Raw genomic sequence first — 13,722 nt, 5'->3', positions numbered from 1 at the left:
GGTTCCGCACACAGCCCCTCCCCATGAGCGACTGCATCAAGACAGGGTAATTATCCGGAGATGATATAACACGCTTGTTAAGCCAAATGTCATAGGAATTACTTTATCAATGCAGCCAAACTGAACCAAAACTGAAGCCAAACTGAGAAAAAAAGCAAAACTGAGACAACTGAGACAAAAACTGAGACAACTATTATGCCAACTTATGCTATATAGCGCCTCTCAATAGAATTAATTTCATCGGTTGATGGTTCAAGCTGAGATTAGTCTGAGAAAAATCTAAGCTCACCCTGGGCTAAGTATGAAAAAAATTATACAACTAAGCCTAGTTAAAATAACTGAGCTAAAAAACTGAGACAAAAACTGAGACATTAGGCTCTGATCCGAATGCCATTGTAGAAATATAGACACCTTAGCGACTATACAACAGCGCTAATGCCCTGTTAAAACTTATGGTTTTTGCCTAAGGGTCAATGTTTGCCTGAGGTTAAAAACATTACACTGGTCTATGGCCGGTAGACCAGTGTTTACTTCCAGTCTCAACATAATTCACTTGCATTCGGAGGAACTTTCATGTCAAACACTTTTATTCCCACTGGAGAAACTCTAACCGAGCCCGTAGTACTACCCGGAGTAGGGGATTCTTTAACCGTATTCGGTACATTGGATGTTGATGGTAGTGCTGTTGATATCACGGGCACTAATGCCAGCATCTTTAACGCAGAAACAGGCACAATTGATGGTAGCTTCAACGGTGTCAACTTCGTTAATGGTGGTGTTTCTTCTGGCACATTAACCAACCAAGGCTTGATTACCAGTGATAGTCGTCCTGTCAACATCGGTGGTCAGAACATTAGGGTTGATAACTTAGCCCAGATTATCTCCTCTGCAAGTCCTCGGGATGGTGTCGTTTACGCTGACCAGACTGCTACATCCTATGATATTTTCAACGGTCCTGATGCTCTAATCGATGTCGGTGAGGGGAATGATGGAGATGCCATTTCTCTACAACTCGGTGCTAATGTCACAGGCAGTGTGGTTAATCAAGGTACGGTGATCGGACGTGGTGTGCCGGTGGGTAATAACCAAGCTACTGCGATTCGCCTGAGACAAGGTACTAATACTGACCTCTCAGTCTTCAATGGTGATATTATCAATGAAGGCACGTTGATCTCAGAAACTGACAGTGGTGTCCTGATTGAGTCGGGAGTCGAACTCAACGGTACAATCGTTAATAACGGTACGATTGATGGTGCTTTCAACGGCGTTAGCTTTGCCAATGGCGGTACCTCTTCTGGCGCGCTGCAAAATTTCGGTACTATCACTAGTGCTAGTCGTGCCGTAAATATCGGTGGTCAAGATATTAGCCTTCAAAACTTCGGTGAGATTCTCACCTCTGCCAGTCCCCGGGATGGTGTCGTTTACACTGACCAGAGTGCGCTTTCCTACTCGATTGTCAACGAAAGTAGTGGTCTGATCGATGTAGGTGAAGGCAATGATGGAGATGCCATTTCTCTACAACTCGGTGCTGATGTCACAGGTAGTGTGATTAATCGGGGTACGGTGATCGGACGTGGTGTGCCGGTGGGTAACAACCGAGCTACAGCTGTTCGCCTCAGACAGGGTACTAATACTGACCTCTCAGTCTTCAATGGTGATATTGTCAATGAAGGCACCTTGACCTCAGAAACTGATGCGGCAGTACTGATTGAGGACGGAGTCCAACTCAACGGCGAAATCATTAACAGGGGCACTATCAACGGTGGTGTTGTTGCAGGCAGCCCTCAGGTGGGTATTGATGTTCAGGGTGCTGAGGGTGACGTAACTATTGTTAACCAAGGCACTATCAACGGCGATGTTCTACTCAGTGCTGGTGATGATACCTATGATGGTATCGCAGGCACTGTTAACGGTACTGTTTTCGGTAATGAGGGCAATGATACTCTCATTGGTGGTAGCGCTAATGATGTCTTGAACGGAGGGGTTGGCAATGACTTGTTAACTGGCAATTCAGGTGCAGACATCTTCGCCTTCGGCAGTGAAATCTTCCAAGACGGTCTCCAGGACTTTGACCAAATCAGTGACTTTGAGGCCGGTGATGCCTTTGATTTCGCTGATGAGTTCTTGGGCAATATTAGTTTCGGTCGCGAAACAGTTAGTGGTCAAGAAGCCGTAGTAGCCATCCTTGGCGGCGAGGATAATCTGACTGTATTCGGCAATCTCGATGCTGCTGAGCAGGCACTTGATGTATTTGTGTAACACAACAGTGTCATCCCAAGACTGTTCCGATTAGTTCTTACTTCAAAGGTGTTTACCCAAGACTGTCAGCGATCGCTAGTTAGATTAGCGATCGCATTTTTTTTCTAAGCTCAATGGTTACATCATATAGCACTACGCACTATGGTTAAGACAAATGAATGAAAAATAAAATAGCTCAATCCCTTGATTAGTAAGCTTTTTTCTTCACTATTGCCTATTGCTAGCATGCCTATTGCCTGGCGCGTAGCGCTATACCGATGCTATCGGAAATAATATGATATCAAAATGAGATACGTCTGAATAAAATCGCAAAACTGATACAAAAACTGAGATAAATAATCTTAATTTCTATGGTATATACACCCCTAATTTTGTTGAAATTATCTATTTATGACTCAATCTGAAAGTAACTTAAAATTAAGCTTAATACAGCCTTAAAGTAATCTAATAAAAAGCCAAATTATTAGCTTAATAAAAACACTTAATACCAAAACTGATGCAAAAAATGAGACAGTATTTCTGGCTCTGCTCATTACTCTAAAACTAGAGAGATTTCACCAGACCGAGATATTTCTGAGGTTTGTTACTAATTCATCACAGTTGATAACTCTCCAGTAACCAGGTAAAGAGGACAGGGTAATGTGGCATAAAATCATAGTTTGGCTTATAACTGAAATTATTTTAAACGTGCTAGGAATTGATGACCTAGCGGACTATAGCGAATTCATATTTGAGAAACAATTAATTAATTTTAACAGCTATCACTATCAAGTCAATATGAGAATTGCACCTAGCTACTTTTCGATGTTTGGCATGGGTAACCATTGAATATTGTAGAGAAAAGCGTGATGAACGACATTTTACAAGTTGCTAACCAAACTATTACAGCATCAGAAATTATCCCCCTGCTGAGACAATACCTTTTGCTACCTCAGCTATTCCGGGAAATTATTATTGACCATGCGATCGCTGGAATCAGCTGCACCCCAGAAGAGGAAACTAGTGCTGAAGAGCGGTTTTATGCAAAACATAAGCTCACGGATGACAAAGCACGTCAGGCTTGGTGTCAGAATCATCAGATCACTCTAAACCAATTAAAAACCTTGGCAACCCGTGAGCTAAAACTTGAAAAATTCCAACAAGAAACCTGGGGTCACCGACTAGAATCTTACTTTCTCGAGCGCAAACAGCAGCTCGATCAGGTTAGTTATTCCTTGATTCGCGTTAAGCATAAAGGTGTCGCTCGGGAACTGTATTATCGGCTGGAGGATGGAGAGCAATCCTTTGCTGAAATAGCACGGCAATATTCCCAAGGACCAGAAGCTCAAAGTGGAGGATTAATTGGTCTGATGCCCATGACTATGCCCCACCCTCAGATTGCTCGGATCCTGAAGCTGAGTCAGCCTGGTCAGTTGTGGACACCAACACAAATAGGGGAGTGGATCGTGATTGTGCGCCTAGAAAAATTAATTCCAGCCCAGTTAGACCAAGCCATGGGTCAGCGACTGCTGAAGGAATTGTTTAATAGATGGCTCGGTGAGCAATTACAACCAGTGATTAAGCAAACTTAAATATCATCAATTTTATTGCCATGACTTCTACCACTTCCCCCATCCAAGAATTTATTGCTAGTGTATCTCCTTTTAATCAACTACCAACTACAGCGTTAGAAAAACTATCTGCACAATTGCAGCCAGTACACTATCACCTTGGTGAAACAATTTTAATGCGGGAGAAAATACCCTCCCATGTGGTAATTCTCTATCAAGGACAAGCTCGTTTACTAGGTTATGACCCCCGCACAAATAAGGAGGTAACGGTTCAAAAGCTCTCTCCCGGTGCGATTTTAGGCTGGGCGAGCTTAGTACGGGAAGTCTATAGTGAAACTGCGATCGCATCTGAGGAAGTAGATTGTCTAGCCCTACCAGCAAAGGAATTTTTCCAGCTGTTACAGACCTATCCCTCCGTCGCTACTGCCTTTCAAGACCATTGTGCTTTGATTGAAATCTTTGACTTACTTGGTGCTGAGCTCGAACGTCGAGCCGATGGCATCACGGATCTCCGGAAACTAGCACTGAAAGGGTTTCAACAAGCAGTAGTTTACCACTTTCCCCCAGCAGACTCAGCCCAATTAGACCCGGAGTGGATGTGGTTTGTCAGTGGTGGTAATCCTCCGCCTAACTTGCCAGTGGGTAGCCGTATCACTTCACAAAACCCTAATTACGCCACTCTCCAGCAAGTGCGTTTGGTGGGACTACCGAAATCAATGCTATTGGCGGAGGTAGCAACTGGTAACAATGCAGGGATAACCTCTATTTCTGCTACCCCTGAACTGGAATTTCGTCCTGCTCGTGATGCGATCGCATTACCCGAATCCTTACCTGTAGTTAATCAGGGTCAAGAGCACAGCCGAAAATATCCCTTTAAAAGTGGCAGAGGTATTTTAAAAGAGACCTTAGCCTGCTTCGAGATGCTCAGTGAGTATCTCGAAGTTCCGTTTAAGCGGGAGGTAATCCAAAGAGTGATTACTAACCAGCAAAAAACCGGCACCATTACTTTACCATTTTGCGCTGCTATTGCGGATTTAATGGGATTGCAAACCCAGCTAGTCAAGATAGCAGCAACTACCATTACTCAGCTGCCAACACCAGCTCTGATCCGTTGGGAAGATACTTTCGCTGTTGTCTACAACGCCTCACCAAAAGAAGTGGTACTGGGGATACCAACTTCCAGTGGCATCAAACGCCGTAAATTATCTACCTTTATCGACATTTGGGGCAAATCCGGTCAAGTCTTGCTACTAAAAGAAGCAACAACTACCCCCAAGAAAAAGTTTGGTCTTTCCTGGTTTATACCAATACTCTCTCGCTATCGTCAAGTACTATTTGAAGTATTAATCGCATCCTTTTTTGTCCAACTCTTTGGCTTAGTCAATCCTTTAATGACCCAGGTAATTATCGACCAGGTTATTGGTGGTAATAGCCTAGATACCCTCCATGTACTGGGTATTTTATTAATAGTTGTAGCACTCTTTGAAGCAATCTTAAGTGCTTTACGTACCTATTTATTCTCTGATACTACTAACCGGATTGACCTTGCCCTCGCCTCCCAGGTAATTGACCACTTGGTGCGTTTACCAATGAGTTACTTTGGACGACGTACCGTTGGGGAATTAGCAACCAGGGTTCAGGAATTAGAAAAAATTCGCTCGTTTCTGACCGGAACAGCCTTAACTGTAGTCTTAGATGCAGTCTTTTCTGTGATCTATATTGCCGTGATGGTGCTCTACAGTCCCCTACTTACCCTAGCCGCATTAGCAGTTGTGCCCTTGTTTATCTTGTTGACCCTAATCTTTTCACCAATATTGCGGCGGATGTTAAGGACGAAAGCCCAGCGCAACGCACAAACCCATTCTTATCTAGTGGAAGTGCTTAATGGTATTGAAACCGTTAAATCCCAAAACATTGAACTACGATCTCGCATGTCTTGGCAACAGCGCTACGGTGGTTATATCTCAGAAGGGTTTAAAGCGGTTAAGCTCTCCACTACCGCTAGTTCAATCAGCAATTTTCTCCATAAATTATCCAGTCTCTTAGTGCTATGGGTGGGAGCTTATTTAGTACTCCAAAGTGAATTAACCCTAGGAGAATTAATCGCCTTTCGGATTATTGCTGGCTATGTGACTAGTCCCCTGCTGCGGCTGTCTCAACTTTGGCAAAACTTCCAGGAAACTGCTCTATCCATTGAGCGTCTCAGCGATATTCTTAATCACCCTCAAGAATCCCCAGTAGAAGAACAGAATAACTTAACCATGCCACCAATTATAGGAACTGTTAAATACGAGAATATTTCCTTCCGGTTTGGTAATAGTGGTCCGTTGCAACTCAGTAAAATTAATCTGGATATTCCCGCTGGTTGTTTTGTAGGGATTGTGGGACAAAGTGGCTCTGGTAAAAGTACCTTAACTAAGCTTTTACCCCGCTTCTATGAACCCTTAGGAGGTCGAATTCTAATTGATAACTATGACATTAGTAAAGTTGAACTCTATTCCCTACGACGTCAGCTAGGGATTGTGCCCCAGAACCCTCTGTTATTCGAGGGGACAATCCATGAAAACATTGCCCTGAATAATCCAGAAGCCACTACTGAAGAAATTATTGCTACTGCTAAAATAGCTGCTGCTCACGATTTCATTATGGACTTGCCCAATGGCTACAACACTCAGGTGGGAGAGCGAGGTTCAGCCTTATCTGGGGGACAGCGACAGCGAGTAGCGATCGCACGTGCAGTTTTGCAAAATCCACGACTACTAATTTTAGATGAAGCCACCAGCGCTTTAGACTATGAAACCGAGCAAAGGGTCTGTACTAATTTAGCTGAAGCCTTTAAAGGTCGTACTGTTTTATTCATTACCCACCGACTCAGCACAATTAAAAACGCTGACTTGATTTTAATGATGTCTAAAGGCGTAATCGAAGAGATGGGAAATCATCAAGAATTAATGGCTATTAAAGGGCGTTATTATTGTCTTTATAAATAAAAAAATCATGATTACATCCAACCGCACAACTGATAACTCTTACGCTGAAGCGACTACCAATGAGGTAATTCAAGAGCAGGAATTATCCCAACCAATTATTCCGCAACAACCTAGCGTTTTTCTGAAACAACCTAGCATTTGGTCGCGGGCTATTCTTTGGGGATTAGTGGGGATAACAACCTTTGGAATTACTTGGGCAAGTGTGGCAAAAATTGAGAAAGTGATTCCAGCACAGGGCAAGTTAGAGCCACAAGGGGATGTTAAGGAAGTTCAAGCATCGATTAGTGGTGTGGTAGCAGAGGTTTTGATAAAGGATGGGGAGCTGGTCAAGCCAGATGATGTTCTGATTCGCTTTGATATGACCTCTGCTCAAGCTCAGTTGGTTTCTCTGGAACAAATTCAGAAATCCTTAATCCAAGAAAATCAGTTTTATCGTGCTCAAATCGGTTCCGATCAAGCTAGTCAACCCAATACTCAACCGCTAAACTTGCCAGTAGAAGTTTTGCTTCTTATTAAAAACAGAGCTAACTTAGTGGCAGAAAATAAACTCTATCGAGTGCAAGTTACTGGGGCTGATGGTGGAGCAAACCTGACCTCAGAGCAACAATTTCGTCTACAGATAAACCTGGCAGAATTCAATTCTCGGGTAACGGCGAATAAGCAAGAAATTCAGCAACTAGAAAATCAGCTGGGGCAAACTAAAATCCAATTAGCTAATGCTAGAAATCTCTTGAGTACAGCTAACAACAATTTAGTCACTGCACAGACTAATTTAGCAACTGAACAGGAGATTTTAACTGATTTTGAACCGTTACTTACCGAAGGAGCTGTTCCCAAAATTCAATACCGTAGACAGAAACAAGAGGTCGGTAGAGGGGAAGCTGAAGTGGGTACACGGGAAGCTGAGGTTGGTACACAGCAAGCTGAGGTCAACCAGTTAATTCAGGAACAAGAACGGATTAGAAGTGCGATCGCTCAAGCTCAGGCACAATTGGCGAATACCATTGCGGCTTCTCAAACTGAGCTACAGGATCGGATTGCTGTGAATCAACAACGGATTGCGGATATCGATAGTCAGCTCAGTAAGCAAATTGTAGAAAATGATAAACGGATAGCGGAAATTGATAGTCAAATTAGTCAAATCAAGCAAAATTTGAAGTATCACGAAATCAAAGCTCCTGTAGCTGGGAAAGTTTTTGAGCTAAAGGCTCGCCCAGGCTTTGTGACAAATAGTAGCGAAACTATTCTGGAAATTGTGCCGAATGATGAGCTAATTGCTGAAGTTTATATCACCAATAAAGACCGGGGTTTTGTAAAAGAAGGGATGGAGGTTGATGTCAGAATTGATTCCTTTAATTTTAGTGAGTTTGGTGATATCAAAGGTAAATTAATCTCCATTGGAGCCGATGCTTTAGAGCCCGATCAGATTTATCCTTATTACCGTTTTCCTGCCAAAATTGCCCTAAAACAGCAGTTTATCGATATTAAAGGCAATTCATTTCCCCTAGCATCAGGGATGTCAGTAAGTGTCAATATTAAGGAAAGAAAGCGTCGAGTGATTACTATCTTTACTGGCTTTTTAAATAATAAGTTGGATAGTTTGAAGGGGACTAAATAGAGGGAATCGGGAATCGGGAATCGGGAATCGGAACCCACCCCTAACCCCTCCCAGGAGGGGAACGGGAATCGGGAATCGGGAATCGGGAATCGGGAATCGGGAACAGGGAATCGGGAACAGTAATAATAGTTGACTGTTTCACTCTCCCGACTCCTGACTGCCGACTCCCTGTTACCTTTGCTATATTTTTATGAAGTTCAAGTAAAGTCTTTTCAATAATTGTTACATCAATAAAGCTTAATTCATAGTTTATGAAATAATGCCAGGCATCAGGAGCTCTATTGATTAACATGAAAGCTGTAGTTTACCGACTTCTGCAAGCAAGTCCTTTTGTTCTGTGTTCTATACTAGCTGCAACTACGGCATTAGGACAAATCACTCCAGATAATACCCTGGATAATGAAAGGTCTGTAGTAACCAATCTCAATATTAACGGGATTGTAATAGATTTAATTGAAGGTGGGGCGATTAGAGACAGTAATCTATTCCACAGCTTTTCGGATTTCAATGTGGCCGAGTTTGGACGGGTTTATTTTGCGAATCCTGCTGGAATTGCTAACATCCTGAGTCGGGTAACTGGAACAAATGTTTCCAATATTTTGGGCACTCTAGGGGTATTGGGTAATGCTAACTTGTTTCTGATAAATCCCAACGGTATTGTCTTCGGTTCCAATAGCAGACTAGATCTCGGAGGGTCATTTTTTGGTAGCACTGCTGATAGTATATTGTTTGACGATGGCACAGTATTCAGTGCTAAAAACCCGAATGAAAAACCGTTGTTGACGATTAATATTCCCTCTGGGTTGCAATATGGATCTAATCCAGGAAGTATTATCAATCAGTCTAGTCTGTTTGTGGTACCAACTGTTCAAACCTTAGGGCTGATTGGTGGTGAGGTTACTATTCCTGGTGGCGTTCTAATTGCATTGGATGGACGCATTGAGCTGGGGAGTGTGGGTAATGGTGTGGTGAACCTGACCCCAACGGATACTAGTTTTGTGTTGGATTATTCATCAGTTCAAGAGTTTCAGGATATTAGTTTGTCTGACGGTGCTTTTGTCACTACCAGTGGGGAAGGTGGTGGCAGTATCCAGGTGCAGGGGGCTAATGTGAGTTTACGCGATCGCTCTGGTGTATTTGCGAATACCAACGGGAGTGGCAGTGGCGGTGGGATAGTTGTTGAGGCTTCTCAGTTGAATCTTGAGGGTGGTTCTGGGATATTTGCGAATGTATCGGGCTCAGGACAGGGGGGAGATTTGACAGTGAATGCCTCTGAATCTGTGCGAGTGGTTGGTGCGTCTGATGGTACTGTCAGCGCTTTGGCAGCCCGAGTATTTCAAGGAGCTACTGGCAATTCTGGAAATATCAACATCCAGACTAGTTCTCTTGTTCTAAATAATGGTGGAAGAATAGATGCTAACACTTTTGGAAAAGGAAATGGAGGTATTATCAATATCTCTGTAAGCGATCAAGTTTTTTTGCAAAGTGGAGATTTTTCAAGTGGGGGCGGTTTTAGCAGGATATTAAGCAACGTGGGAAGTGGAGCCGAAGGCAACACTGGAGGAATTAACATCACCACCGGTTCACTGGTTGTTGAAAATGCCGGTGAAATACGATCAGATGTATCTGGTCAGGGAAATTCAGGAAAGATAACAATTAGAGCCAAAGATACTGTTTCCTTTGATAGAACAAACGCTGGATTTTCCAGCGCCGTTTTCAGTAGTGTAAATTCTGGAGGTATAGGAAACAGTGGTGGAATCGATATTATTATTGAACAAGGAGCTCTTGTTTTAAATGATGAAGCAAGAATAGTTACTAACGTGGAAAGTGGTGCGGAAGGCAATACTGGAGGAATTAACATCACCACCGGTTCACTGGTTGTTGAAAATTCCAGTCAAATCCTCTCGAGTGTATTGGGTGAGGGAAATTCAGGAAAAATAACAATTAGAGCCAAAGATACTGTTTCCTTTGATGGCAGGCGAGATGATGATATGTTTCCTAGTGCCGCTTTCAGTAGTGTAAGGTCTGGAGGTATAGGAAACAGTGGTGGAATCGATATTATTATCGAACAAGGATCTCTTTTGATAACTAATCGTGCTCAACTGAGTGCCGTCACTTCTGGTACAGGAAACTCAGGAAATATTTCTATAGACGCACAAGACCAAGTTTTCTTATCAAACTCCATCATTATCAGCGAGATAAGTGAAGGAGCAGATAAAGTTACGGGTGATAGAAAAGCAGGTGATATAACAATCAAGACAGGTTCTCTCGTGCTTCAAGATGCCTCGGCACTGCTGGCTGATACAGAAGCCCAAGGGAATGGTGGTAAGATCACAATTGAGGCTCGTGACAATGTGATTCTTGAAGGTATAGGTCCCAGTGCAGTTGCCAACGACCCTGAGTTAGTTTCCAGTCGAATTACCAGTACAATAGATGAGTTTGAAAAAGCTGTGGGGAATGGAGGAGATATTAATATCTCTACAAAATTGCTCTCTTTAACAGATGGTGCTTTTATTCGTAACGATAACTTGAATCAAGGCAATGCAGGTAACATTAAGATCACTGCAGAAAACCTTTCTGTGACCGATAGTGCTTTCTTGAGTGTCAGAAACCTTCGAGAAGGCAATCCAGGCAACTTGGTGATTGAAGCTGACTCTATCTTCCTTGACAACAAAGGAAATATCACAGCAGAAACTGTAGGAGGAGAGCAAGGCAATATTACTTTATCTTCCCGTGACATCCGACTGCTTAACGAAAGCAATATTACCACTAACGCCGAGAATACCACTGGCGGAAATATAGTTATTGATACTGATACCCTAGTCGGTCTCGGAAATAGCGACATCACCGCTAATGCCCTAGAAGGCCCAGGAGGTAGTGTTAGGATTAATGCCCAAGGCATCTTTGGCTTAGAGTTTCGAGAAGCTGAAAGTCCAGAAACCAGTGATATAACCGCCACCTCCAACCTTGGCTCATCCTTCAGCGGTGATGTGGAAATCAACATCTCACAGCTAGACCCCACCTCAGGCTTAACGGAATTGCCAGGAAGCCCGGTAGATGCAGAAGCGATCCTGGCCAATGACCTTTGTGGCTTTGAGAATAATCGGATTGCTGGTGGCAGTTCCTTTATTATTACTGGCAAAGGGGGTTTACCACCAACTCCAGAGAATCCGGTGATTAATGCCCACAGAACAGTGGGGTGGCGAACTCGTCCTGGCTTAGCCAACACCAGACAACCATTACCGCAGCAATCTTTAGTCAGACCCCGTCAAGACAAAAAAGTGATTATCGAAGCCCAAGGCTGGGTAATAGCAAAGGATGGCACCATCATTCTGACGGCGCAACCGTTTCAGGGGACTCCTGTGGAGCAGATATTGCCCAATCTTGATTGTCATTCGGGAGCAGGGAATAGGGAGTAGGGAGTCGGGAGTCGGGAGTCGGGAGTCGGGAGTCGGGAGTCGGGAACAGCTTGTAGGGTGGGCAAAAAGCGATGCAGCGCGGTCTTGGGAAGGCAGCGCGGTCTTGGGGGTTCCCCCCATGAGCGACTGCCGTGGTTTCCCCCATGAGCGACTGCATCAAGACACAGTTTGGTGGTTTTGATTGGTCACGAAATGATGACTTTGTCCACCCTACTTAACTAAAAAATGCACCTCACCCAATTGAAAACTGCCATATTGGCCTAATAAAAATTAACAGCATAAAACGGAATTTTATGAAATAATCATATCAATTCGGTAGCTCATTTTTAGTAACATGAAACCTCGGGTTAACGGACTTGTGCAAGCAAGTACCTTTGTTCTCTATTCTTTAGTGGTTGCAACTACAGCATTAGGACAAATCACCCCAGATAATACCCTGGGAAATGAAAGCTCTGTAGTAACGCCCAATGTCAATGTTAACGGAAACCTAGCGGATTTGATAGAAGGTGGGGCGATTAGAGAAAGCAATCTATTCCACAGCTTCTCTGATTTTAATGTGGCAGAAATGGGGCGGGTTTATTTTGGCTTACCAGCAGGAATTGACAACATCCTCAGTCGGGTAACTGGAGCAAATGTTTCTAATATTTTGGGCACTCTAGGGGTATTGGGCAATGCTAATTTATTTTTGATAAATCCAAATGGTATTTTCTTCGGTCCCAATAGCAGACTAGATCTCGGAGGCTCATTTTTTGGGAGTACTGCTGATAGTGTGTTGTTTGACGATGGCACAGTATTCAGTGCATTAAATCCCAATGGAAAACCGTTATTGACGATTAATATTCCCTCTGGGTTGCAATATGGTTCAAATCCAGGAAGTATTACTAATCAATCTTTTTTTGGGCTTGAGGTACCCGATGATCAAACCTTAGGGCTAATTGGTGGTGAGGTTACTATTCCTGGTGGCGCTCTATTGGCATTCGATGGACGGATTGAGCTGGGGAGTGTTGGTAATGGTGTGGTGAAGCTGACCCCAACGGATACTAGTTTCGTGTTGGATTATTCAGCAGTTCAAGAGTTTCAAGATATTAGGTTGTCTGAGGGTGCTTTGGTTGATACCAGTGGGTTTGGTGGTGGGAGTATCCAGGTGCAGGGGGCTAATGTGAGTTTACGCGGCTCTGATGTATTTGCAGATACTAATGGGAGTGGAACTGGGGGTGGAATAGTTGTTGAGGCTTCTCAGCTCAGCCTTGAGGGTGGTTCTAGGATAACTACAGATGTAACTGGCTCAGGACAGGGTGGAGATTTGACAGTGGATACCACTGAATCTGTTCGAGTAATTGGTGTAGCGGCTGATGGTATTCTCAGTGTTTTAAGAGCCCAAGTTTTTCCAGGAGCAACAGGAAATGGGGGAGATGTGAGTATTACCACTGGAGAGTTAATGGTCTCTGATGGAGCAAGAGTTTCAGCTGGCAGTTTTGGTGAAGGGGACGGGGGAACCTTGAGAGTGGATGCCTCCTCTACTGTTCAAGTGATTGGTACCTCAGCCGATAGCCTGTTTCCCAGCGGCTTGTTTACTCAAACTGAAGGGACAGCAAATGCAGGAGAGTTGAGTATTACCACTGACCAGTTAATGGTCTCTGATGGAGCAATTGTTTCAGCTAGCACTTTTGGTCTTGGGGACAGCGGAAATTTGACTGTCGATGCCTCTTCTAGTATTCAAGTGATTGGTATCTCAGCCTCGGGTCAGTTTCCCAGTGGCTTGTTTACTCAAACTCAAGGGACAGGACATGGGGGAGATGTGAGTATTACCACTGGGGAGTTAATGGTCTCTGATGGAGCAAGAGTTTCAGCTCGCACAACCGCTGAAGGGGACGGGGGAAATTTGA

7 protein-coding genes are annotated in these 13,722 nt (G+C 43.7%); 6 read left to right on the top strand and 1 reads right to left on the bottom strand.

The window, feature by feature from the left end:
- Positions 1-573 precede the first annotated feature (573 nt).
- The 4 genes from AC4II3_RS25535 to AC4II3_RS25520 all read left to right on the top strand — a co-directional run bounded on the left by AC4II3_RS25535 (position 574) and on the right by AC4II3_RS25520 (position 8,417).
- Positions 574-2,259 (top strand): beta strand repeat-containing protein, encoded by a 1,686-nt coding sequence (locus AC4II3_RS25535; RefSeq protein ID WP_488013838.1) that lies wholly within the window; start codon positions 574-576, stop codon positions 2,257-2,259.
- An 848-nt stretch (positions 2,260-3,107) separates the two neighbouring features.
- On the top strand, positions 3,108-3,830 hold the full coding sequence (locus AC4II3_RS25530) for a peptidylprolyl isomerase (RefSeq protein ID WP_488013840.1): 723 nt from the start codon (positions 3,108-3,110) through the stop codon (positions 3,828-3,830).
- Positions 3,831-3,850: 20 nt separating this feature from the next.
- Entirely contained in the window at positions 3,851-6,799 is a 2,949-nt protein-coding gene (locus tag AC4II3_RS25525) for a peptidase domain-containing ABC transporter (protein ID WP_488013842.1), read from the top strand.
- Positions 6,800-6,806: 7 nt separating this feature from the next.
- Positions 6,807-8,417 (top strand): beta-barrel domain-containing protein, encoded by a 1,611-nt coding sequence (locus AC4II3_RS25520; protein ID WP_488013844.1) that lies wholly within the window; start codon positions 6,807-6,809, stop codon positions 8,415-8,417.
- Positions 8,418-8,457: 40 nt separating this feature from the next.
- On the opposite strand, the gene AC4II3_RS25515 is transcribed toward AC4II3_RS25520, so the two are convergent.
- Complete coding sequence (locus AC4II3_RS25515) at positions 8,458-8,709, bottom strand: hypothetical protein (RefSeq protein ID WP_488029601.1); 252 nt, start codon at positions 8,707-8,709, stop codon at positions 8,458-8,460.
- On the opposite strand from AC4II3_RS25515, the gene AC4II3_RS25510 reads away from it, so the two are divergent.
- Together AC4II3_RS25510 and AC4II3_RS25505 are read left to right on the top strand one after the other, a co-directional pair.
- Positions 8,708-11,836, top strand: coding sequence for a two-partner secretion domain-containing protein (locus AC4II3_RS25510; RefSeq protein WP_488029602.1), 3,129 nt, complete (start codon positions 8,708-8,710; stop codon positions 11,834-11,836). The two genes, AC4II3_RS25515 and AC4II3_RS25510, sit on opposite strands and share 2 nt — an antisense overlap.
- 334 nt (positions 11,837-12,170) lie before the next feature.
- A partial coding sequence (locus AC4II3_RS25505; protein WP_488029604.1) for a filamentous hemagglutinin N-terminal domain-containing protein occupies positions 12,171-13,722 on the top strand: 1,552 nt, incomplete at its 3' end.

The sequence above is a fragment of the Moorena sp. genome, assembly GCF_982860115.1.
Note: the sequence above shows the minus strand (reverse complement) of the source record. Positions and strands in the feature narration are given on the sequence as shown.

Bases quoted from the DNA above. Each gene is read 5' to 3' on its own strand.
- AC4II3_RS25535 (WP_488013838.1), top strand. From the start codon at position 574: ATGTCAAACACTTTTATTCCCACTGGAGAAACTCTAACCGAGCCCGTA.
- AC4II3_RS25530 (WP_488013840.1), top strand. From the start codon at position 3,108: ATGAACGACATTTTACAAGTTGCTAACCAAACTATTACAGCATCAGAA.
- AC4II3_RS25525 (WP_488013842.1), top strand. From the start codon at position 3,851: ATGACTTCTACCACTTCCCCCATCCAAGAATTTATTGCTAGTGTATCT.
- AC4II3_RS25520 (WP_488013844.1), top strand. From the start codon at position 6,807: ATGATTACATCCAACCGCACAACTGATAACTCTTACGCTGAAGCGACT.
- AC4II3_RS25510 (WP_488029602.1), top strand. From the start codon at position 8,708: ATGAAAGCTGTAGTTTACCGACTTCTGCAAGCAAGTCCTTTTGTTCTG.
- AC4II3_RS25515 (WP_488029601.1), bottom strand. From the start codon at position 8,709: ATGTTAATCAATAGAGCTCCTGATGCCTGGCATTATTTCATAAACTAT.